The 23,660-nt window shown below is 70.0% G+C and carries 16 protein-coding genes; 9 read left to right on the plus strand and 7 right to left on the minus strand.

Annotated features, from left to right (window positions below; translation table 11 throughout):
• Positions 1-403: 403 nt before the first annotated feature.
• From ACKTSN_RS38500 to ACKTSN_RS38520, 5 genes are read left to right on the plus strand one after another with little or no spacing between them, the layout of a single operon-like run.
• Positions 404-3,343: a sensor histidine kinase gene (locus tag ACKTSN_RS38500; RefSeq protein ID WP_409475019.1), complete on the plus strand. Its 2,940-nt coding sequence runs from the start codon at positions 404-406 to the stop codon at positions 3,341-3,343.
• A complete protein-coding gene (locus ACKTSN_RS38505) occupies positions 3,340-3,777 on the plus strand; it encodes a roadblock/LC7 domain-containing protein (RefSeq protein ID WP_409473299.1) in 438 nt (145 codons plus the stop codon). The genes ACKTSN_RS38500 and ACKTSN_RS38505 overlap by 4 nt, the downstream gene beginning before the upstream one ends.
• 9 nt (positions 3,778-3,786) lie before the next feature.
• Positions 3,787-4,182 carry a DUF742 domain-containing protein gene (locus ACKTSN_RS38510; protein ID WP_409473300.1) on the plus strand — a complete coding sequence of 132 codons (396 nt, stop codon included), beginning with the start codon at positions 3,787-3,789 and terminating at the stop codon, positions 4,180-4,182.
• A 24-nt stretch (positions 4,183-4,206) separates the two neighbouring features.
• Complete coding sequence (locus ACKTSN_RS38515; protein WP_409473301.1) at positions 4,207-7,842, plus strand: hydantoinase B/oxoprolinase family protein; 3,636 nt, start codon at positions 4,207-4,209, stop codon at positions 7,840-7,842.
• A complete protein-coding gene (locus ACKTSN_RS38520; RefSeq protein ID WP_409473302.1) occupies positions 7,823-8,428 on the plus strand; it encodes a GTP-binding protein in 606 nt (201 codons plus the stop codon). Before ACKTSN_RS38515 ends, ACKTSN_RS38520 begins: the two co-directional genes overlap by 20 nt.
• Positions 8,429-8,504: 76 nt before the next feature.
• Here the strand turns inward: ACKTSN_RS38520 and glpK are convergent, their stop codons facing one another.
• From glpK to ACKTSN_RS38545, 5 genes are all read right to left on the minus strand, one after another.
• Positions 8,505-10,025, minus strand: a complete 1,521-nt coding sequence (glpK, locus tag ACKTSN_RS38525) for a glycerol kinase GlpK (RefSeq protein WP_409473303.1) — start codon at positions 10,023-10,025, stop codon at positions 8,505-8,507.
• Between the two features lie 20 nt (positions 10,026-10,045).
• Complete coding sequence (locus ACKTSN_RS38530; RefSeq protein ID WP_129796741.1) at positions 10,046-10,795, minus strand: MIP/aquaporin family protein; 750 nt, start codon at positions 10,793-10,795, stop codon at positions 10,046-10,048.
• Positions 10,796-11,209: 414 nt separating this feature from the next.
• Positions 11,210-12,862 carry an EAL domain-containing protein gene (locus tag ACKTSN_RS38535; protein WP_409473304.1) on the minus strand — a complete coding sequence of 551 codons (1,653 nt, stop codon included), beginning with the start codon at positions 12,860-12,862 and terminating at the stop codon, positions 11,210-11,212.
• A 211-nt stretch (positions 12,863-13,073) separates the two neighbouring features.
• Positions 13,074-14,264 carry a lipid-transfer protein gene (locus ACKTSN_RS38540; RefSeq protein ID WP_409475020.1) on the minus strand — a complete coding sequence of 397 codons (1,191 nt, stop codon included), beginning with the start codon at positions 14,262-14,264 and terminating at the stop codon, positions 13,074-13,076.
• The gene (locus ACKTSN_RS38545) at positions 14,261-14,686 is read right to left on the minus strand and encodes a Zn-ribbon domain-containing OB-fold protein (RefSeq protein ID WP_409475021.1); all 426 of its coding nucleotides are present in this window, start codon (positions 14,684-14,686) and stop codon (positions 14,261-14,263) included. The genes ACKTSN_RS38540 and ACKTSN_RS38545 overlap by 4 nt, the downstream gene beginning before the upstream one ends.
• Positions 14,687-14,841: 155 nt before the next feature.
• On the opposite strand from ACKTSN_RS38545, the gene ACKTSN_RS38550 reads away from it, so the two are divergent.
• Positions 14,842-15,651, plus strand: a complete 810-nt coding sequence (locus ACKTSN_RS38550) for a M15 family metallopeptidase (protein ID WP_409473305.1) — start codon at positions 14,842-14,844, stop codon at positions 15,649-15,651.
• A 47-nt stretch (positions 15,652-15,698) separates the two neighbouring features.
• Entirely contained in the window at positions 15,699-16,235 is a 537-nt protein-coding gene (locus ACKTSN_RS38555) for an NUDIX domain-containing protein (protein WP_409473306.1), read from the plus strand.
• Between the two features lie 2 nt (positions 16,236-16,237).
• Here the strand turns inward: ACKTSN_RS38555 and ACKTSN_RS38560 are convergent, their stop codons facing one another.
• Complete coding sequence (locus ACKTSN_RS38560) at positions 16,238-18,604, minus strand: glycoside hydrolase family 31 protein (protein ID WP_409473307.1); 2,367 nt, start codon at positions 18,602-18,604, stop codon at positions 16,238-16,240.
• A gap of 213 nt (positions 18,605-18,817) precedes the next feature.
• On the opposite strand from ACKTSN_RS38560, the gene ACKTSN_RS38565 reads away from it, so the two are divergent.
• Complete coding sequence (locus tag ACKTSN_RS38565) at positions 18,818-20,785, plus strand: acetoacetate--CoA ligase (RefSeq protein ID WP_409473308.1); 1,968 nt, start codon at positions 18,818-18,820, stop codon at positions 20,783-20,785.
• A 199-nt stretch (positions 20,786-20,984) separates the two neighbouring features.
• On the plus strand, positions 20,985-21,878 hold the full coding sequence (locus tag ACKTSN_RS38570; protein ID WP_409473309.1) for a hypothetical protein: 894 nt from the start codon (positions 20,985-20,987) through the stop codon (positions 21,876-21,878).
• Between the two features lie 74 nt (positions 21,879-21,952).
• On the opposite strand, the gene ptsP is transcribed toward ACKTSN_RS38570, so the two are convergent.
• The gene (gene ptsP, locus ACKTSN_RS38575) at positions 21,953-23,623 is read right to left on the minus strand and encodes a phosphoenolpyruvate--protein phosphotransferase (RefSeq protein WP_409473310.1); all 1,671 of its coding nucleotides are present in this window, start codon (positions 23,621-23,623) and stop codon (positions 21,953-21,955) included.
• Positions 23,624-23,660 lie beyond the last annotated feature (37 nt).

Genomic DNA, 23,660 nt, shown 5'->3' on the forward strand with positions numbered 1-23,660 from the left:
CCACCGCCAGCAGACCGCTCGCCCCGGTCCGAAGACCCGACTCCCCAGTGGCTGCCCGGCTTGCGCTGTTTTACGCCGCCCGGGTGCAGGATGCGGCTCCTGTGGCCCATTCCGCCCCCCATTTCCTGTAGAGAAGGACGAACGGTGCGCCCCGAAGATTCCCAACGAGCGAAAAATTCCGGCCAAACGCCCAGTCATGCCGACCTGATCGGGTCTCGGGGCCTCGGCCGGAATCCGGGAGGCAATCTCCCGCAATGACCGGACAACTCCCCATGCTCGGCGACCCGTACGGAAGCTCGACCTCCGGAAGGCCCTTCGAGTTAACTGTGCGACGGTAGTAGGCTCGCGCCGTTTGTTGATGCACATGTACCCCCTGCCAGTGGGGGTCGAGCTGGGGGAGGCCATGCGCTTTCGCGGGAAGTCCATCCGCAGGAAGATCGTGGCGCTGCTGCTCGTGCCGTTGGTGTCCCTGACCGCGATCTGGGCCTTTGCCACGGTACTTACGGGACGCGAAGCAGGTCGGCTGGTCAGCGTCTCGTCCGTGGTCGAGAATATCGGCTACCCCATTGAGGACACCGTCCGGGTCCTCCAGCAGGAACGCCGCCAGACCCTGGTCCATCTCGCCGACCCCCGTGCCTCCGACGGACTCGCCGCGCTCAGGCGCAGCCGGACCGCCACCGACGAAGCCCTGGCCAAGGTCCGCAAGAACGCCCGCGACACCGAGGTGCGTGATGCCCTCGGCGAGGGCACGAACGAACGCCTGACCGCCGTGCTGGACGCCTTCGAAGGCATCGAATCCCTGCGCAGCAGTGTGGAGGACGGCACCGTCAACCGCACCCAGGCCCTCGACCTGTACAACCACCTGGTCGACCCCTGCTTCGTCCTCCTCGCCGATCTCCATGTCGTCGACAATGTGGAGATGGATACGCAGCACCGGGCACTCGTCAACCTCGCCCGAGCCCGCGAACTGCTCTCCCGCGAGGACGCTCTCCTCGGCTCCGCGCTGATCGTCGGCAAGCTCTCCCGCGACGAGATCCGCGACATCACCGACCTCATGGCCCAGCGCACACTGATGTACGACACCAACCTGCCGCTGCTGCCGACCTCGGAGCGCGACCGCTACGAGAGATTCTGGAAGAACGCCGCCAGCGCTCCCCTGCGCGCCGCCGAGGAATCCGCCGTCTCCGAGCCCTCTGGCGATGCCGGCGGAGTCACCGCGCAGAGCTGGGACACCGCCGCCGGGAACGTCCTCGACGAACTCGGCACCCTCGACGACGAGGCCGCGGACCGCTATCAGGACCGCGTCCGCCCGATCGCGATCGGCGTCATCGTCAAGGTCGTCGTCGCCGGAGTGCTCGGCCTGATCGCACTGCTGGCCTCGCTCTTCGTGTCCGTCCGCATCGGCCGCGGCCACATTCGCGACCTGCGACAACTGCGCCTGGAGGCGCACGAGGCGTCCGGCGTACGACTGCCCAGCGTGATGCGCCGCCTCTCGGCGGGCGAAGAGGTCGACGTGGAGACCGAGGTCCCGCGCCTGGAGTACGACAGGAACGAGCTCGGCGAGGTCGGTCAGGCCCTCAACACCCTGCAGCGCGCTGCCGTCGAAGCCGCCGTCAAACAGGCCCAACTCCGCTCCGGTGTCTCCGAGGTCTTCGTGAACCTCGCCCGCCGCAGTCAGGTCCTCCTCCACAAGCAGCTCACGCTCCTCGACGCCATGGAACGCAGGACCGAGGACACCGAGGAACTGGCCGACCTGTTCCGCCTCGACCACCTCACCACCCGTATGCGCCGACACGCCGAGGGCCTGGTGATCCTCTCCGGCGCCGCCCCTTCCCGGCAGTGGCGCAAACCCATCCAGCTCATGGACGTCGTACGCGCCGCCGTCGCCGAGGTCGAGGACTACGAGCGGATCGAGGTCCGCCGCCTGCCGCGCACCGCTGTCACCGGCCCGGCAGTCGCGGACCTCACCCATCTCGTGGCCGAACTCCTGGAGAACGCCACGGTCTTCTCGCCCCCGCACACGGCCGTCCATGTACTCGGCGAGCGGGTCGCCAACGGCTTCACGCTGGAGATCCACGACCGTGGCCTCGGCATGGCGGCCGAGGCCCTGCTGGAGGCCAACCTCCGGCTCGCGGAGACCCCGGAGTTCGAGCTGTCCGACACCGACCGGCTCGGGCTGTTCGTGGTCAGCCGGCTCGCCCAGCGGCAGAACGTCCGGGTCTCGCTGCAGCCGTCCCCCTACGGCGGCACCACGGCCGTCGTCTTCATTCCCGACTCGCTGCTGACGGACGAGGTACCGGACACGAACGGTATCGGCTTCCGCCTCGACCGCCCCCGGCCCTCCAAGGAGGCCGAACTCGAGGAGAGCCGCAGGACCGCACTCTCCCAGGTGCCGGTGCAGCTGCCCGGCCTGCCCACCTCGCTCCTGGACGGGCCGGTCGAACTGGAGGCCCCCGTCGACCTGGACACCATCGAGGACTTCCCCGGCGGGCTCGACGGCGAGGAGACCGAGCGCGGCGGCCTGTTCCGTCCGCGCCGCTCCCTCACCCGCGCGGACGACGAGAAGACGAGCAGCGCCGACGACAAGCCGGGCGTCGGCCCTCTCGACGGATCCGGCCGAGCCGACACGGACGATCACCTCGGCACCCCGGTGCCCTTGCCCCGCCGACGGACCCCGAAGCTGGTCAGCTCCCACGGACGCCCGGTCGCCGAGCAGCGGTCCCGTCGCCAGGAATCCGACGAGGAGAACTCGACCGGCCCCGCCGCACGCCGACCGGAGACGGAGCGAACAGCACCTCTGCCGACCCGTCGCCGTGGCGGCTCGCCACTCGGCCGGTCCTCCAGCCCCAACGGCCGTGCCGGCGAGCGCCCAGCTTCCCAGGGCGAGGACCGTGGTGAGCGCTCCGACTCCCCGGGGGGCAGCCGCGCCGAGCGCGCCGAGTCCCCGGTACGCGACCTCGGCGGGCGCACCGCAAGGCCCGGGCGTGGCCTCGCCGGACCGGCGGCGCCTCCTGCCCTCCCAAGGCGCACAGCGCCCTCTGCGATCGAGTCCGGCGCAGTCGACGACACCGCCGAGCGCACCACGGCCGAAGAGCCCGGGTCCGCCATCGGTCCGCTCCCACAGCGCGTCCGCCAGGCCAGCCTGGCTCCGCAACTCCGGCAGGACCCCGGCCGCCGCACCGAGGACAGGACGGAACCCGCGGAACGGGACGCCGACGAGGTCCGCAGCCGGATGGCCTCGCTCCAGCGCGGCTGGCAGCGCGGCCGCGAGCAGAACGCCGCGGGCGACGGCGCCCAGCGCGGCACAGCACCACAAGGAACGACTAAGGGGGACGGTCGATGACCGCACCGAAGGCGACCGGCCACACCGCGAACGGCAAGTCCGGCGAGCTCAACTGGCTCCTCGACGACCTGGTGGACCGCGTCGCGAGCATCCGCAAGGCCGTCGTGCTCTCCGGCGACGGCCTGGCGACTGGTGTCTCCAAGGACCTGACCCGGGAGGACGGCGAGCACCTGGCCGCCGTCGCCTCCGGATTCCACAGCCTCGCCAAGGGCGTCGGCCGGCACTTCGAGGCGGGCAACGTGCGGCAGACGATGGTCGAGCTCGACGACGCCTTCCTGTTCGTCACGGCCGCCGGCGACGGCAGCTGCCTCGCCGTCCTCTCCGACGCCGACTCGGACGTCGGTCAGGTCGCCTACGAGATGACGCTCCTCGTGAAGCGCGTCGGCGCGCATCTGACCACCGCTCCGCGCACCGATCTGCCCGCAGGCGGGTAGTGGGATGACATGAGCGCAGACGGTCAGGCAAGAAGCCACTGGTTCGACGACGAAGCAGGACCGGTCGTCCGCCCCTACGCCATGACGCGCGGCCGCACCAGCCATGCGGCCCAGCACCGCCTCGATCTGATCGCGGTGGTCGTCACGGAGCCCCACGCGGACGATCCGGAAGCGGACCCGGCGCTGTCCCCGGAGCACGTGGACATCATCGCGCTCTGCCGAGAGGCCCCTCAGTCGGTCGCCGAACTCGCAGCCGAACTCGACCTGCCCATCGGAGTGGTACGGGTCCTCATCGGGGACCTCGTGGACGCGGAACTGATCCATGTGACACGCCCTGTACCCCCGGCCGAGCTGCCGGACGAGAATATTCTGCGCGACGTGATCAACGGCCTCCGGGCGCTGTGAGCAGCGCGGAAGCGAGGTGGAGACGTGACAGGCTGGCAGTTCTGGGTCGACCGGGGCGGCACCTTCACCGACATCGTCGCGCGGCGCCCGGACGGTCGGCTGCTGACACACAAGCTGCTGTCCGACAATCCGGCCCGATACGCCGACGCGGCCGTGGCGGGCGTCCGCGAACTGCTGGCCGGCTCCCCGGACCCCGTCGAAGCAGTGCGGATGGGGACGACGGTCGCCACCAACGCCCTCCTGGAACGCAAGGGTGAGCGCACCTTGCTGGTCACCACGCGTGGCTTCCGTGACGCCCTGCGCATCGCTTACCAGAACCGCCCCCACATCTTCGCCCGCCGCATCGACCTCCCCGAGCTGCTCCACGAACGCGTGATCGAGGCCGACGAGCGCCTCGCCGCCGACGGCACCGCCCTGCGCGCCCCCGACCTGGACGCTCTCGCAGGCCCCCTCCGGCAGGCGTACGACGACGGAATCCGAGCCGTTGCCGTGGTCTGCATGCACAGCCACCTCCACCCCGCCCACGAGCAGGCCGTCGGGGAGCTCGCCGGGCGCATCGGCTTCCCGCAGATCTCGCTGTCCAGCGAGGTCAGCCCGCTGATGAAGCTCGTGCCGCGCGGCGACACCGCCGTCGTCGACGCCTACCTGTCGCCCGTGCTGCGCCGCTACGTCCAGCACGTCGCCGACGAGCTCGAAGGCGTACGCCTGATGTTCATGCAGTCGAACGGCGGGCTCGCCGAAGCCGGCCAGTTCCGCGGCAAGGACGCCATCCTGTCCGGCCCCGCGGGTGGCATCGTCGGCATGGCCCGCATGTCGCAGCTCGCCGGCTTCGACCGCGTCATCGGCTTCGACATGGGTGGCACCTCCACCGACGTCTCGCACTTCGCCGGTGAGTACGAACGCGTCTTCACCACACAGATCGCCGGCGTCCGACTGCGTGCCCCCATGCTGGACATCCACACCGTCGCGGCCGGCGGCGGCTCGCTCCTCCACTTCGACGGCTCCCGCTACCGCGTAGGGCCGGACTCGGCGGGCGCGGATCCCGGGCCCGCCTGTTACCGGGGCGGCGGCCCGCTCGCCGTCACCGACGCCAACGTGATGCTCGGCCGGATCCAACCCGACCACTTCCCTCACGTGTTCGGCCCCGACGGCGACCAGCCCCTCGACGCGCCCCTCGTCCGCGACCGCTTCGCCGCCCTCGCGCGTGAGATCCGCGAAAAGACCGGCGACGACCGCACCCCGGAACAGGTCGCCGAGGGCTACCTGCAGATCGCTGTCGCCAACATCGCCAACGCCGTCAAGCGGATCTCCGTCCAGAAGGGCCACGACGTCACCCGCTACGCCCTCACGACATTCGGCGGTGCGGGCGGCCAGCACGCCTGCATGGTCGCCGACTCGCTCGGCATCCGCACCGTCCTCGTACCCCCCATGGCCGGAGTCCTCTCCGCGCTCGGCATCGGCCTCGCCGATACCACCGCCATGCGCGAGCAGTCCGTCGAGGCCTCCCTGGAGCCCGCCGCCATGCCCGGCGTCCTCAAGACGGCGGACGACCTGGAGGCAGCCGCCCGCGCCGAGCTCCTCGCCGAGGACGTCCCCGAGGACCGTATCGAGGTCACCCGCCGCGCTCAGCTCCGCTACGACGGCACAGACACCACCCTCACCGTCGAGCTGACCGATCCCGCCACGATGCAGCATGCTTTCGAAGAACGTCATCGCGCCACGTACTCCTTCACCCTCGACCGCCCGATCGTCGTCGAAGCCCTCTCCGTGGAAGCCACCGGCATCACCGAACCCCCCGATCTCTCCGTTCTCGCCCCCTACGAGGGCCGCCCCACCGCCCCGCAGGCCGTCCGCCTCCACACCGGCGGCGCCTGGCGCGACGTACCCCTCCATCGCCGCGAGGACCTGCCCCCGGGCGACATCGTCACAGGCCCCGCGATCATCACGGAGGCCAGTGCGACGACCGTCGTCGACGACGGCTGGCAGGCCGCGGCGACCGATGACGGGCATCTGGTCATGGAACGCGCGACGATTACACAGAGTTCCGAACTCGACACGAAAGCCGACCCGGTTCTCCTTGAGGTCTTCAACAACCTCTTCATGTCCATCGCCGAACAGATGGGTGCCCGACTCGAGTCCACGGCGCAGTCCGTCAACATCAAGGAGCGTCTGGACTTCTCCTGCGCCCTGTTCGACCCGGACGGAAACCTGGTGGCCAACGCCCCCCACATCCCTGTCCACCTGGGCTCGATGGGCACGAGCGTGAAGGAGGTCATCCGGCGCCGCGGCAGCAGCATGCGGCCCGGGGACACCTACGCGGTGAACGACCCGTACCACGGCGGCACCCACCTCCCCGACGTCACCGTGATCACCCCGGTCTTCGACACCGACAGCGCCGAGGACACGCAGAGTGACCGAATCCTCTTCTACGTCGCCTCGCGCGGCCACCACGCCGAGATCGGCGGTATCGCTCCCGGCTCCATGCCCGCCAACAGCCGCACCATCGAGGAGGAAGGCGTCCTCTTCGACAACTGGCTGCTCGCCGAGAACGGCCGGTTCCGCGAGGAGGAGACCCACCGCCTGCTCACCGAGGCACCCCAGCCGTCCCGCAACCCGAAGACCAACCTCGCCGACCTGCGCGCCCAGATCGCCGCCAACCAGAAGGGTGTCGACGAAGTCGCCCGCATGATCCGGGACTTCGGCCTCGACGTCGTCCAGGCGTACATGCGGCACGTCCAGGACAACGCCGAGGAAGCCGTGCGCCGCGTCATCGACGCCTTGGACGACGGCGAGTACGCCTATGAGACAGACTCGGGCGCCGTCATCCGGGTACGTGTGCGCGTGGACCGCGAAAACCGCTCCGCCACGGTCGACTTCACCGGTACGTCACCCCAGCTGGCCACCAACTTCAACGCGCCCTACTCCGTCGTCAATGCGGCTGTCCTCTACGTCTTCCGCACCCTGGTCGCCGACGACATCCCCCTCAATGACGGCTGCCTGCGCCCGATCGACATCGTCGTACCGCACGGGTCCATGCTGGCGCCCGAGCCGCCCGCCGCCGTCGTCGCGGGCAACGTGGAGACCTCCCAGGCCATTACCGGAGCCCTGTATGCCGCGCTCGGGGTTCAGGCAGAGGGCTCGGGGACCATGAACAACGTCACCTTCGGCAACGCCCGCCACCAGTACTACGAGACCGTCGCCTCCGGATCCGGCGCGGGTGACGGCTTCCACGGCGCGAGCGTCGTCCAGACCCATATGACCAACTCGAGGCTGACCGACCCCGAGGTCCTGGAGTGGCGCCTGCCCGTCCAGCTCGAGGAGTTCTCGGTCCGGCGTGGCAGCGGAGGCGCGGGACGGTGGCACGGCGGCGACGGCGCGGTACGCCGCATCCGGTTCCACGAGCCGATGACCGTCTCGACGCTCTCCCAGCACCGCAGGGTTCCCCCGTACGGCATGGCGGGCGGCGAGCCCGGCACCCTCGGCGCCAACCGCGTCGAGCGCGCGGACGGCACGGTCACCACACTCGGCGGAAGCGATGCGACGGACGTCGGCCCCGGTGACGTACTCGTTGTCGAAACCCCCGGCGGCGGAGGCTACGGACCACCGCCCCCCGACCCCCATCAAGCAGGAGAAGAGATCGATGATCTTCGGGCGTTCTGAGCGCGGCAAGCCCCCGGTCGAGCCCGTCACGCTCAAGATCCTGGTGGTCGGCGGCTTCGGTGTCGGCAAGACCACCCTCGTCGGCGCGATCAGCGAGATCAGGCCGCTGCGCACCGAGGAACTGCTCACCGAAGCCGGGCGCCCGGTCGACGACACCAGCGGCGTGGAGGGCAAGCACACCACCACCGTGGCCATGGACTTCGGCCGCATCACGCTGCGCGAAGACCTCGTGCTGTACCTCTTCGGCACGCCCGGCCAGGAGCGGTTCTGGTTCATGTGGGACGAGCTCTCCGAGGGCGCACTCGGCGCCGTCGTACTCGCCGACACCCGCCGTCTCGAGGACTGCTTCGCCGCCGTCGACTACTTCGAGCAGCGTTCCATACCCCTCCTGGTTGGCGTCAACTGCTTCGAGGGAGCGGCCCGTTATCCGGCCGAGGACGTCCGCCGAGCCCTCGACCTCGACGCCGACGTACCGCTCCTGATGTGCGACGCGCGCGACCGCGAGTCGGTCAAGGAGGTCCTCATCGGCGTCGTCCAGCACGCGATGGCGCTGGCGGCGGACCGCCGCCAGACCGTCGCCACCTGACGCACGAGTACGGCCCGTACCCCCGCCGACCGGGGTACGGGCCGCAGTCCGAAAACGGCACCCACGCGCGCGTGGCTCAGTCCTCGCCGTCCTCCACCCAGCCGAAGCTCTTCTCCACGGCCTTGCGCCAGTTGTGGTACTCGCGTTCCCGCACCGACGCCTCCATGGCCGGCGTCCACTCGACGTCCCGCTGCCAGTGCGCCTTGAGCTCGTCGAGGTCGTTCCACACGCCGGTGGCGAGTCCGGCCGCATACGCGGCGCCCAGGCACGTCGTCTCGGAGACCTTCGGCCGGATCACCGGCACGCCCAGCACGTCCGCCTGGTGCTGCATGAGCAGGTTGTTCTTCGTCATGCCACCGTCGACCTTCAAGGTCGTGATGTGCACGCCGGAATCCTGGAACATGGCATCCACGACCTCGCGCGTCTGCCAGCTCGTCGCCTCGAGCACCGCGCGCGCGAGGTGCGCCTTCGTGACGTACCGGGTGAGTCCGGTGACGACGCCACGCGCGTCGGAGCGCCAGTACGGGGCGAACAGGCCGGAGAACGCGGGCACGATGTAAGCGCCGCCGTTGTCCTCGACGCTTGCCGCCAGCGTCTCGATCTCGTCGGCGGTACGGATGATGCCGAGCTGGTCGCGGAACCACTGCACCAGGGCGCCTGTTATGGCTATCGAGCCCTCCAGGCAGTAGACAGGAGCCTCACTGCCGATCTTGTAGCCCATCGTTGTCAACAGCCCGCTCTTCGACGGCACCGGCCGGTTGCCGGTGTTGAGCAGGAGGAAACTGCCCGTGCCGTATGTGTTCTTCGCCGATCCCACGTCGTAGCAGGCCTGCCCGAACACGGCCGCCTGCTGGTCCCCGAGCGCCGATGCGACCGGGACGCCCGCGAGTTGGCCCACGGCCGTCCCGTACACCTCGGCCGATGACCTGATCTCGGGCAGGACGGACTCGGGCACGTCCATCGCGGAGAGGACGGACCGGTCCCATTGGAGTGTCTCCAAGTTCATGAGCATGGTGCGTCCGGCGTTGGTCACGTCGGTGACGTGCCGGCCGCCGTCGGTGCCGCCGGTGAGATTCCAGATGAGCCAGGAGTCGATGGTGCCGAAGGCGATCTCGCCCCGCTCGGCGCGTGCCCTGAGGCCGGGCACGTTGTCGAGCAGCCAGGCTGCCTTGGGGCCGGAGAAGTAGCTGGCCAGCGGCAGTCCGGTCTGCTCGCGGAACCGGTCCTGGCCGTCCGGGCCGCCGAGTTGGTTGCAGAGTGCGGCGGTGCGGGTGTCCTGCCACACGATCGCGTTGTGCACGGGCTTGCCCGTGGCACGGTCCCACAGCACCGTCGTCTCGCGCTGGTTGGTGATCCCGAGCGCGCTGAGCTGGTCGGCGCGCAGCCCGGCCTTGGCGATCGCTCCGGCGACCACGGCCTGCACCTTGGACCAGATCTCGGTGGCGTCGTGCTCCACCCACCCGGGTTTGGGGAAGATCTGCCGGTGCTCGCGCTGGTCGACGGCGACGATCGCGCCATTCCGGTCGAAGATGATGCAGCGGCTCGACGTGGTGCCCTGGTCGATCGCGGCGACGTACTTCTCGGCGTGGTCCGCCATGGCTACCCCTTGGACTCGGTTCAGAAGGCTGCGTTGTAGATGAGGCCCGCGAGTGCTCCTCCGACGAGCGGGCCGGCGACCGGGATCCAGGCGTAACCCCAGTCGGAGGTGCCCTTGTTCGGGATCGGCAGGAAGGTGTGCACGATGCGCGGGCCGAGATCGCGCGCGGGGTTGATCGCATAGCCGGTGGGCCCGCCGAGGGAGAGACCTATGCCGACGACCAGCAGCGAGACGATCAGCACGGTGGTTCCGGATTCACCGAGCCCCTCGGTCAGTCCGAAGGCGAGGATCGGCAGGACCAGCGCAATGGTCGCGATGATCTCTGTGATGAGGTTCGCGAGCGGATTCCGGATCTCCGGGATGGTGGAGAAGATGCCGAGGGTCGGAGTCGGTTCGTCAGCCGTGCCCTCGGTCGTGCCGGACGTACGGACATTGGCCTGGAACTGGGCGAGATACACCAGGTAGGCGAGGACGGCGCCGAGCATGGCACCGATGATCTGGCCCAGCAGATAGACCCAGACCGTGCCCCACTCGCCGGTGTCGACGGCGATGCCGAGGGTGACGGCCGGATTGAGATGCCCACCCGACAGGGGAGCGGCAGTGTAGGCGCCCGCCAGGACGCCGAAACCCCAGCCGAAGGCGATCACGATCCACCCCGAGGCCCGCGCCTTGGAGTATCTGAGGGTGACGGCGGCGCAGACACCGGCCCCGAACAGGATGAGGATCGCGGTACCGATGATCTCGCCGACGAAGATGTCTCCGTTGCTCATGGCGGCTCCTAGGCGCTGGCCCGGAGTGATCGACCCCGGTCCTCCGTGCAGGGTGCGTGTCCCGTTGCTCACGTGCCGACGTCAGCCGAAGGCAGGGAGGGTTCCGCGCCCCGCCCGGCGTCCATGACGAGCGTGCCGTGGCAGCCGAATCACCCGTGGGGGAGCAGGCCTTGGCTCAGAGGGCCCATGCGGCGCATTGCCGTAATACGCCGAGAATGTACGGCGATGTCGACTGACACCGGGAAGTGTTCACCGGCGCCCAAGGGGCGTCAAGGTCGCCGACAGCAACGGTTCGGAGCCCGCGTACGCGCGTCGGCCCACCGTCCACGCTGACTCGCTGTGCAGCAGGGCTCGGCACCGACCGGAGCGAACCCCGGGACCGGTGCCGCAACCGGCCCGCGCCGGGCCGACCGCTCACCCCCGCCCCGGATCCCTCACCGCGCACCCCGCCTGGCTTGCCGCCGACTCCGAACCACGGCGGATCTCGTGCCCGGATGCCCCCGCGCGGCCCAGCACCCAGCTCGCGCCGTTCAGCGACTTCGCAGCCTTCTTGAGCGGCGCCAGCCAGGCGGCCGCCTGCCGATGATCCGTCACGCTTCCGGGCGCGCACAGTACCGTGGCGAGGGACAACGTCACCGGGCGCCCGCCCGCCGACCAGGGCGTGTCCAGGACCGAGGCGGCGAGCGGATCCAGCCCTTCCGGGTCGGCCAGCACCAGGAAGTCGTCCCCGCCGATGTGTCCCACGCGGGTGCTGCCGGACGCCGCGAGCTGCAGCGCCCGCCCCACCGCCCGGATCAGCTCGTCGCCGGCCGCGAACCCCGCTCCGTCGTTCACCTGCTTGAAGTGGTCGACATCCAGCCAGCTGAGCGCGAACGTCCGCCCGTCCGCGATCCGCCGGTCCACCTCACCGGTGATCGCGTCCGAACCGGGCAGCCGGGTCAGCGGATTGAGTCCGGCTGCCTCCTCGACGCGGGTCTCGGCCAGCGCCCGCACGAGGTCCGCCAGTCGTACGACGCCCACGCACCGGCCGTACGCGTCGACGACGGCCACGTCGTCCGAGGTGCGGTCCCGGCCGCCGTCCGCCACCACGTCCAGCACCTCCCACGCGGTGGCGTCGACCCCCACCGTCCGCGGCGGATCACCCAGCTTCGCCGCGGGCCGGTCGGCGTACAAGGCGTGTCCGTAACGGCCCGACATCGACAGCAGGAAGCGCGAACGGTGCACGGACCGCACCGGCACCCCCTCCCCGTCCACGAGCAACACGCCGGACACCTCCGGCGAGCCGGTCAGCAGTGCCCGCACCTGGGCCGCGGACGCGTGCGCGGGCAGCAACGCGGCAGGCCGGACGAACTCGCGCACCAGTGGGCCCGAACGCGCCGGTGCCTCGACCCCGGCGGAGCGGAGCGGAACGTATACATCCACTGTGGGCAGCCTGGCCGGCGGTGCGAACAGCTCACCCTGGGCCAGTTGCGCCCCGGCCGACAGCGCCGCCGCGCACTGGAATTCGGTCTCCACCCCTTCCACGGACAGCAGCGCCCCCACCTCGTCGCACAGCGTCCGCATCGCCCTCACCGCTGCCGCCCGCGCCAGCAGGGACGCGTCGAGCTTCACCAGGTCGGGGGCGATGTCCGTGAGCAGCCGCAGCGGTACGTCGCCGTCTCCGACACCGTCCGCGCTGATCCGGAAGCCCTGCTCGCGCAGCGCGGTGACCGCCTCCAGCAGGGCCTGTTGTGGCACATGCGTGTACGGCGGGCAGACGTCGATCGTCACCTCCCACGGCATCCGGCCCACCGCGCGCACGGCATCGTGCAGCGAGGCGAGACCGCCCAGGTCGGCCAGGGTGCCGGCGAACACGTTCACATGCAGCGGCAGCAGCGTCTCCTTGCGAACCGCCGCGCGGAGCCCCAACACGGCCAACTGGCCGTCGAGTTCGGGGTCCCGACGGGCCTCGGCCAGGACATCGCCGGCCTCCGGACGGGCGAGGATCTCCAGGGCCGCGATCCCGCCGGTGGACAGGTTGACCACCGGTTGGAAAGCGAAGCGGAGCGTATCCGACCAGGAGTGCACGGGAGCATGATGGCGCTGCCGGAGCGCACAGAGGCCCAGTTCATAAGACGTTCACGCAGGATTCCGGGCCGATCACGCAGCGTACGAAAAGCCTGCCACCAGCCTTGCCGAGCCGCTGAAGCCGCACGCATACGTTCGACTCGGTGACCCCCGTGCGCCAAGCCGTCAGTGTGCGTACTGCGGTCGGTCGCACCGTGGGCACGCCTGCTGCTCACCGAACCGCGATCACCGCAGATCCGTGCCCGAACAGGCCCTGGTTGGCCGTGATCCCCACGCGCGCCCCGGAGACCTGCCGGTCACCGGCATGCCCCCTCAACTGCCAGGTGACCTCGCAGACCTGGGCGATCGCCTGGGCCGGAACCGCCTCCCCGAACGAGGCCAGCCCACCGCTCACGTTCACCGGTATTCGCCCGCCCGGTGCCGTCGCGCCGTCCCGCAACAGTTTCGCGCCCTCGCCCGCGCCGCACAGCCCCAGATCCTCGTACCACTGCAACTCCAGGGCCGTGGACAGGTCGTACACCTCGGCTACGGACAGGTCCTCCGGGCCTGTGCCTGCCTCCTCGTAGGCCGCACGCGCGATGGACGCCCGGAACGGCTCGGTGGCGCTCGCCGCTGCCGCAGCGGAGTCCGTCGCGATGTTCGGCAGGTCCAGCACCGTGTTGGGGTAGCGCGGAGTCACCGTGGACACCGCCCGTATCCGCACCGGCCGGTCCACCCCGTGCCGCCGCGCGAACTCCATGCTGGACAGCACCAGCGCCGCCCCGCCGTCCGAGGTCGCGCAGATATCGAGCAGCCGCAGCGGATCGGCGACCATCGGAGAGGCGGCGACGTCCTCCGCGGTGACCCTCTTGCGGTAGCGCGCGTTCGGATTCAGCGCACCCAGCGCCGCGTTCTTCATCTTGACCTGCGCGAAGTCGGCCAAGGTGTCCCCGTGGACGGCCATCCTTCGCCGTGCGTAGAGCCCGAAGTACGTCGGATTGGTCGCTCCGAGCACTCTGAACCGAAGCCAGTCGGGGTCGTCGGGCCGGTCACCGCCGGCCGGCCGGAAGAACCCCTTGGGCGCGGCATCGGCGCCCACCACGAGCACCACGTCCGCGAGCCCCGCGAGGATCTGGGCCCGCGCGCTGTACACGGCCTGTGCCCCTGATGCGCACGCCGCGTACACGCTTGTCACCCGCGCCCCCTGCCAGCCCAGCGCCCTGGCGAACGTCGCCCCGGCCACATATCCCGGATAGCCGCCGCGCACGGTGTCCGCGCCGACGATCGAGCCGACCTGCCGCCAGTCCAGCCCGGCGTCGGCGAGCGCCGCGCGGGCCGCCGCCGCTCCGTACTCGACGAAACTGCGCCCCCACTTGCCCCACGGGTGCATGCCGGCCCCGAGCACCGCCACGTCTCCCGTCACTTCGTCACCCCCGTAGGCCGCCAGTTCCATGTCGTCCAGATCGTCTCCGCGTCCTCGTGCAGCACGCCGGGGACGACCTCCACCTCCATGCCCACCGCCAGGTCGGCGACGGTCACTCCGGGAACTGCCTGCCCCAGGACCACGATCCGCTCGGGCTCCAGCTCCACAGCGATCAACGTGTACGGCTCCCACGGGAGTTCCGGATCGGTCACATACGGTGACGGGGGCCGGTACCGGCTGTCCGTGTACGACCAGATGCGGCCCCGGCGCGAGAGGGGCACTTCCTGCAGAGCCCCGCCGGAACACCCGGGGTTGCGGCAATGGGCGTCCTCACGCGGAAAGAAGACCGCGGCGCAGGCCGAGCAGCGCGTGCCCAGGAGACGGAAGCCGTCCCCGTCACCGGTGAACCATCCGGCCACCACGGGTGTGCGTGTACGCAATGGTCCTCCCGCACGGCAAGCAGAACTGACGGGCCGTCAGGAGTCTGCCACGACAAGCTCGTCCCGTCACCCGATCGGACGCGCACTGCCCCCTATCGCTTCCCGGACGCCGATCTCTCCGCCAACATGTAGGAGACATGACACAACTTTCCCTGGTGGTCCGCGGCCTGATCACCTCATTCGCCGCCGCGCTGGCTCTGACCACCGCCTCCGCCACCGCCCAGGCGAAGACCGAGCCCAAGGCACCACACGGCTTCGTCGCACTGCGCACCATGGACCGGACGATCATTCAGGAGATGCGCTACTTCACCCCGCACAATTTCGTGGGCGAGCGCATCGACGGCTACCGGCAGCCCCTCTGCATCCTCACCCGCCCCGCCGCCGAGGCGCTCCACGAGGCCCAGGCGACCTTGTTGCGCCAGGGCTACACCCTGAAGGTCTACGACTGCTACCGGCCACAGCGAGCCGTGAACCACTTCGTCCGCTGGGCCAAGGACCTCGACGACCAGGCCATGAAGAACGAGTTCTATCCGAATGTCGACAAGACCCGCCTGTTTGCGGACGGCTACATCGCCGAGAAGTCCGGCCACAGCCGCGGTTCCACCGTGGATCTCACGATCGTGCAGCTCCCGGCCAGGCCGACCCGGCCCTACGTACCCGGAGAACCCCTCGTGCCCTGTTACGCACCCCAGAGCGAGCGTTTCCCCGACAACACCGTCGACATGGGCACCGGATTCGACTGCTTCGACACCCTCTCCCACACCCTCGACCCACGCATCCAGGGCGAGCAGCGGGCCAACCGGCTCCTGCTCAAGAACGTCCTGGAAGACCTCGGATTCGTGAACCTGGCCGAGGAATGGTGGCACTACACGTACAAGCCCGAGCCTTACCCGGACACCTACTTCGACTTCCCCGTGTCGGCGAAGTCGCTCGCCCACGACCACTGAGCGGCCTGGGGAAGACGCCCTCGCCAAGATCGGCTACAGTCCGCCGCGTGTCCGAGACTCAACACCCCACCCCCAACCCCGCGCCGAACTCCCACTGTTCGAGCTGCGGATCGCCCTACGGAGAGGGCATCTCCGGCTGGCCCCGCACCTGCCCGGCCTGCGGCACCGTCGCGTACCACAATCCACTCCCGGTCGCGGTCGCCCTCCAGCCGGTCTACGACCCCAAGGGCACCGCTCTGGTCGTCGTCACCCGAACCGTGGCCCCCGCGCGCGGGGGCATCGCATTGCCCGGCGGTTACATCGACGACCGTGAGGACTGGCGGTACGCCGTCGTCCGAGAGCTCAAGGAGGAGACGGGCATTGAGGCGGCGAGCCGCGACGTACGGCTCGTCGACGCGATGAGCTCGCCCGACGGCCATCTGCTGCTGTTCGGTGTCCTTCCGGAACGTCCCGCCGACAGCCTCCCGGAGCCGGCTGCCACTGACGAGACGGAGGGCTGGCACCTCCTGCGCAGGCCTGAGGAACTCGCCTTCCCCCTGCACACGCTCGCCGTCCGAGCCTGGTTCGAGGGCAGGTACGTCTGACGTCAGCGGTCTCCGAGCCCGCGTACACGCACCGAGTGGGGCGGCTCGCCCATGCGGTCGGCATCCTCCCGCTCGACGACCACCCGCGAGCCTTCCCAACGCACGGCATACCGCTCGATCTCCGATTCCTCCCACCCGTCGCCGACATCGGGGACGACCAGCCCGCCTCCACCGCGTCCCGGAGCGGGAGCCCACACCTCCAGTTCCAGTGCGCCGTCATCCCCGCGCACCGGGAGGACGGAACCCGCGCGCGCGAGCACCGGAATCCGCGACAAAGGGGCTTCGACGAGAACCTGTGCGGGCCCCTCGTACGTCTGCTCCGTGGCCGTGTCGTACCAGAGCCCCCGCGGCAGCTGCACGGCACGCCGGTCCGCGCCGGGATCGAGCACGGGCGCCACCAGTAGGCAGTCGCCCAGCAGGAAGGCGTCCTCGCAGTCCCGCAGAGCCCGGTCCTCGGGCGCGCCCCACCACAGCGGCCGCACATAGGGCGCCCCTGTACGGCGGGCCAGGTGCGCCAGCGTCATGAAGTACGGCAGGAGCCGCCGGCGTTCGACGAGCGCCACGCGCGCATGCTCCAGCACCTCGGCACCGAACTCCCACGGCTCCCTGCGCCCCGCTCGCAGACTCGCATGCGTGCGGAACAGCGGCAGGTACGCTCCGAGCTGGAACCAGCGCAGATACAGCTCGGATGACGGACTCCCGTCGAAGCCGCCCACGTCCGGCCCCGAATACGGCACACCGCACAGGCCCAGCCCCATGACCAGCGACAGTGACGCCCGCAGCCCCGGCCAGCCCGTCGCCACGTCACCGGACCAGGTGCCCCCGTAGCGCTGCATGCCGACCCAGCCAGAGCGCGAGAACACAAACGGTCGCTGCTGTGGCGCCAGTTCGCGCAGCCCCTCGTATCCCGCCATCGCCATGCACAGCGCGTACACGTTGTGCGCCTCGCGATGGTCGCCGCCCCGCCCCTCCAGGGCATGCCGGGACGATCTCGGCAGGGTCGGTTCACCGAAAGCCGCGAACGACGTCGGCTCGTTCATGTCGTGCCAGAACCCGGAGAACCCCTGAGCGAGCCGCTCCTCATAGAGGCCACCCCACCACTCACGCACGCGCGCGTGCGTGAAGTCCGGGTACACCACATCGCCCGGCCACACCACGCCCCGCACCAGTTCCCCTGAGCCGTCCCGCACAAACGCGTCCTCCGCCGACCCGCTGTCGTACACGTCGTTGCCCGGCTCGGCCTTCACCGCCGGATCGACGATGGACACCAGCCGGATCCCGTCCCGCCGCAGTTCCTCGGCAAGCTCCGGCAACTTGGGAAAGTGCTCTTGGTCCACGGTGAACACCTGATGGGCGTCGTAGTGGTCGATGTCCAGATGGACCACGTCGAGCGGCAGACCATGCTCCTGGTACCCCGCGACGATCCGCCGTACCTCCTGCTCACTGCCGAAGCCCCACCGCGCGTGATGGTGGCCCAGCGCCCATGCCGGCGGCAGTGCGGGCGCCCCGGTGAGCGAGGCCCAGGCAAGCAGCACGCGCGCGGGAGTGCCCACGATCACCCAGCACCGCAGCGGACCGCCGTCCATGCGCAGTTCGCTCATCCCTGCCCGGTCGTGTCCGGAACCGGCCCCCTCCTCGCCCTCCCGCAGCGTGACGGTGCCGTCCCACGTGCTGTCATGGAACACCAGATGCGAGCCCGCATCGGCCACCACGAACTGCACGGGCATCGTGATGTACAGCGGATCGTCCCCAGGTGCGAATGCGCGGCCCGGATCGGTGTTCCACAGCCGGTACGTACCGTCCCGCAACCGCGGCCCGGATACACGCCCGCCAAGCCCGAAGAAGCATGCGTCCGCCGGCACCTCCGACCGCTGCAACCAACGCGCCCGGCCTCCTCCGACCGGCTCCCACCACCGCGGCGGCAGAGCGCGACGCAGGGTCACACCCCCTGGAGTGCGCACCTCGACAGCACCGTTCCGCGACACCACGACGGTCACCCGCTCGGCCACGACGCGCCAGCCGCCGTCTTTGTCCGGCTCCAGCACCGCGCGGGGATCGGGCTCCGGGCAGCGGCCGGCGAGCGCGTACGAGGGCTCCGGCCCGGCACCGTCCCAGCCCCAGAAGACGGCCCCGTTCACCGCGACGATGATCCGCAGCTGGGATCTGCTGAACCGCAGAGTGCCACCACCCGGCCCGGGCTCCACATCCCGCACCTGTCCGGGCACTCTCGCCCGCTCAGCGCCCCGCGGCGGCAGCCCTGTGGCGTCGGCGCGCCTTCTGCGCCACGCCGCCCGAACGGTACGCAACCCCTGGGCCGCCCGCACGGAACCCACCGCCTTCATCGAACGCACCAGGTCACGACCGTCCATGCTGCTCAGCCTGCCATTGACCGGCCCATGCGCGGGTGCCGTTCAACTGCCGTTCACCCGTGCCGGGACCACATCTTCACGACGCGGACTATGTGGGTAGGACCCTGGTGTACCAGTCGATCACATGGCATCGTCCGTGACAGCCGCGTCACGCGCACACCCCAGCCCGTGCGCGAGCGACGCACACAACGCGCACAGCCCGGGAGCCGCCTCATGTCGATCGTGAACCCCCAGCCGCTCTGGCAGCCAGACCCGGAACGCATCGCTCAGGCACAGATCACCAAGTTCCAGGCCTGGGCAGCTGAGCACCACGGTGCCCCGTCCGAGGGCGGCTACGCCGCGCTGCACCGCTGGTCCGTCGACGAACTCGAGACGTTCTGGGAAGCCGTCACCGAATGGTTCGACGTCCGGTTCTCGACCCCTTACGCGCGCGTGCTCGGTGATCGAGCGATGCCCGGCGCGCAGTGGTTCCCCGACGCGACCCTGAACTACGCCGAGCACGCCCTGCGCGCGGCCGCGACCCGCCCGGACGAACCGGCCCTCGTGTGCGTCGACGAGACCCACGAGCCGCGCTCGGTCACCTGGTCCGAGCTGCGCCGCCAGGTCGGCTCCCTCGCCGCTGAACTGCGCGCCCTCGGCGTCCGCCCAGGAGACCGCGTCAGCGGCTACCTCCCGAACATCCCGCAGGCCGTCGTGGCACTCCTCGCCACGGCCACTGTCGGCGGCGTCTGGACCTCCTGCGCCCCCGACTTCGGCGCCCGCAGCGTCCTCGACCGCTTCCAGCAGGTTGAACCGGTGGTCCTGTTCACGGTCGACGGCTACCGCTACGGCGGCAAGCAGCACGACCGCCGGGACACCGTCGCCGAGCTGCGCCGCGAGCTCCCCACCCTGCGCGCCGTCGTGCACATCCCCCTCCTGGGCACGGAAGCACCCGACGGAGCGCTGGAATGGTCCGCCCTGACGAGCGCGGACACCGACCCTCACTTCGAGCAGGTCCCCTTCGACCACCCCCTGTGGGTGCTGTATTCCTCCGGCACCACCGGCCTCCCCAAGGCCATCGTCCAGTCCCAGGGCGGCATCCTCGTCGAACACCTCAAGCAGCTCGGCCTGCACTGCGACCTCGGCCCCGAGGACCGATTCTTCTGGTACACGTCGACCGGCTGGATGATGTGGAATTTCCTCGTCTCCGGCCTCCTGACCGGCACCACGATCGTCCTCTACGACGGCAGTCCCGGCTATCCCGACACAGGTGCCCAGTGGCGCGTCGCCGAACGCACGGCAGCCACCCTCTACGGCACCTCGGCCGCGTACGTCATGGCCTGCCGCAAGGCAGATCTGCATCCCGCACGGGACTACGACCTCTCCACAGTGCAGTGTGTCGCCACCACCGGATCGCCCCTGCCCCCCGACGGATTCCGCTGGCTCCACGACGAGGTCCGCGACAACCTGTGGATCGCTTCCGTCAGCGGCGGCACGGACGTGTGCTCCTGCTTCGCAGGAGCCGTACCGACCCTGCCCGTGTACATCGGCGAACTCCAGGCGCCCGGGCTGGGCACCGACCTGCAGTCCTGGGACCCGAGCGGCGCACCTCTGATCGACGAGGTCGGCGAGCTCGTGGTCACCAACCCCATGCCGTCCATGCCGATCTACTTCTGGAACGACCCAGACGGCAGCCGCTACCACGACAGCTACTTCGACACCTACCCCGGCGTGTGGCGCCACGGCGACTGGATCACCGTCACCTCCCGAGGCTCCGTGGTCATCCACGGCCGCTCCGACTCCACTCTCAACCGGCAGGGCGTGCGTATGGGCTCGGCCGACATCTACGAAGCCGTGGAACGCCTCCCCGAGATCAAGGAATCCCTCGTCATCGGCATCGAACAGCCCGACGGCGGCTACTGGATGCCCCTGTTCGTGCACCTTGCCCCCGGAGCCACCCTCGACGAGGCCCTCGTGAACCGCATCAAGCAGACCATCCGCGAGCAGCTCTCACCGCGCCACATCCCCGACGAAATCATCGAGGTGCCCGGAATCCCGCACACCCTCACCGGAAAGCGCATCGAGGTCCCGGTCAAACGCCTGCTCCAGGGCACCCCCCTCGACAAGGCCGTCAATCCCGGCTCCATCGACAACCTCGAGCTGCTCCACTTCTACGAGGACCTGGCCCGCAAGCGAGCCTGACCACCCCGTACCGCAAGCGATCAAGCACGGCTGCCTCCCGTTCACCGACCACGACGTCGACGTCCGAGGCCGAAGTACGCCAGTCGGCCATGCCCGCTGTGACCTGCGCTGTTCGTCAGCGATCGACCATCTCGGACACCGTTGTCAGTGTGGCCGGTTACTGTGAGTGAGCATTGATCGACTGCGCACAGGGGGAAAGATGGCGCACACCGACCACCAGACCATGCGACGCGTCCTGCGCCGCGAAATCGCCGGCACCATCGGCCTGCTGACCGATGAACACGACTTCCGAGCCATGCGGCGCTACCGCAGTTTCACCTTCGACGACCACAAGACCTACCTCCAGGAGGTCGAATCCCTGCTCAGGACACGAGCCTCGCAGGGCAGCCACACCACGGTGGCCCTCTTCGACCCACGGGAGTACGCCGAGTACTGCGCGGAGCAGGGACTCGACCCCGACATCCCGGCGAGCCGCACCCGCTTCACAGCGGAACTGGCGGCCACGGGCCCCACCGTTCCCTACGAAGGCCAGACCCTCACCGACCTGGTTCCCGTACTCGTCGACGAAGCGGTCCGGCAAGCGACCTGGGAATACGCCTCGACGCTCCTGGCCCGCCTCGGCGCCTGCGCAACCTGCGGCGAGGACCTCGGCCGTGCCGCGTTCGCCCGCGCCACAAACCTCCTCGTCCGCATCCTCGACACGGCCCCGCCGGGCAATCGGCACCTCGTGTGCAGCGTCTCAGCCACGCCGGAGACCCTCGTCGCCGTCCTCCACGCAGACGACACCGATGGCACCACGCGACTCGACGAGGCCGAAGCCCTCGAATTCAGCACCGTCCTGGCCCTGGGCATTGCCACCCAGACCCCCAGCGGACTCGTCATGCGGACCACCACTCCCGGAACCGCAGACCGCATCTACGGATGGCGCCTCCGCGGAGACGGCCTCGAACCCCTCAGCGCCGGCGAGGTCTTCGACGCCTACTGCACCGACGTCGAATCGGGAGACCTCATCGCCCCCGAATCAGGCGTCGACTACTGCGAACCACCCGACCTGGGACCGGACGGAGGACCCACCACGGAGCACCACCACTGAACACCTGACGACGAAGGGGCGCCCCACCCGCAGGTGGAGCGCCCCAGAAAAAGATCTGCCGGTGGCCGGCTCTCCTACTCGCCGGAAAGGACCGCCTGAGCCGCGCTGCGCGCCTCCTCGGCGCTGTCCGCCGCCCGCGCCGCCGCCGCAGCGCGCTCGCACTGCGCGAGCGTGTACTTCGCCAGCGTCGCCCGGACATAAGGAATCGACGCCGCACCCATGGAAAGGGAGGTGACACCCAGACCCGTCAGCACACACGCGAGCAGCGGGTCGGACGCGGCCTCACCACAGACACCGCAGCTCTTGCCCTCGGCCCTCGCCGCCTCGGCGGACACCGCGACCAGGTCCAGCAGCGCGGGCTGCCACGGGTCCTGCAGACGGGACACGGCACCCACCTGACGGTCGGCGGCGAAGGTGTACTGCGCGAGGTCGTTGGTCCCCAGCGACAGGAACTCGACCTCCTGCAGGATCGAACGCGCCCGCAGCGCTGCCGACGGAATCTCCACCATCGCGCCGAACTTGGCCTGCAGACCGGCCTCACGGCACGCGTCCGCGAACGCCTTGGCATCGATGCGGTCCGCCACCATCGGAGCCATCACCTCGAGGTAGACCGGCAGACCCTCGGCGGCCTTCGCGAGAGCGGTCAGCTGTGTGCGCAGCACCTGGGGGTGGTCCAGCAGCGTGCGCAGCCCACGCACACCCAGGGCCGGGTTCGGCTCATCGGCCGGCGTCAGGAAGTCCAACGGCTTGTCCGCGCCCGCGTCCAGTACACGGACCACGACTCGGCCCTCGGGAAACGCCTCGAGAACCTGTCGGTAGGCCTCGACCTGCTTCTCCTCGGAAGGAGCCTTCTTGCTGTCGTCCAGGAAGAGGAACTCGGTCCGGAACAGACCGACACCTTCGGCACCCGCCTCCACCGCGGCCGGAACGTCCGCGGGACCTCCGACGTTGGCGAGCAGCGGCACCTTGTGGCCGTCGGACGTGGCCCCCGGCCCGGTCGACGCGGCCAGCGCCGCCTTTCGCTGAGCGGCCGAAGCCTCCAGCTGCGCCTTCTTCTCGGCGCTGGGAGCCACGAAGATCTCGCCGGTGCTGCCGTCGACCGCGATGACCGTGCCCTCGGTGAGCTCACCGGCACCCGGCAGGGCCACCACGGCCGGCACACCCAGAGCCCGCGCCAGGATCGCGCTGTGGCTCGTCGGACCGCCCTCCTCGGTGACAAAACCGAGGACCAGTGTGGGGTCCAGCAGCGCAGTGTCAGCCGGCGCAAGATCGCGCGCGACGAGGACGTACGGCTCGTCGCTGTCCGGGACACCGGGCATGGGTACGCCGAGCAGCCGTGCGACGATGCGATTCCGCACGTCATCGAGGTCGGCCACCCGGCCGGCCAGGTACTCACCGGCGCCAGCGAGGAGATCCCGGTACGCGGCGAAGGCGTCGTACACCGCGCGCTCGGCGGTGCTGCCGACGGCGATCCGCCGGTCCACGTCCGCCATCAGCTCGGGGTCCTGAGCCATCATGGCCTGCGCCTCGAGCACCGCCTGGGCTTCGCCCCCCGCCAGATTTCCGCGCGCTATCAGGTCGGCCGCCACGGCTTCCACGGCCTGGCGGGCGCGCCCCTGTTCACGCTCCGCCTCTTCCGCCGGGATCTGCTTGGCAGGCGGCTCGAGCACCGCCGTTCCCATGTGTCGAACCTCGCCGATCGCCACCCCGTGGCTCACACCGACGCCTCGCAGCGTTGTCTCCATCTCACCCGTCTCCGATAGTGCGGCGGGTTCCGCCGCC

Origin of the sequence: Streptomyces flavusporus, from assembly GCF_046267975.1 — a bacterium.
GTDB lineage: Bacteria > Actinomycetota > Actinomycetes > Streptomycetales > Streptomycetaceae > Streptomyces > Streptomyces flavusporus.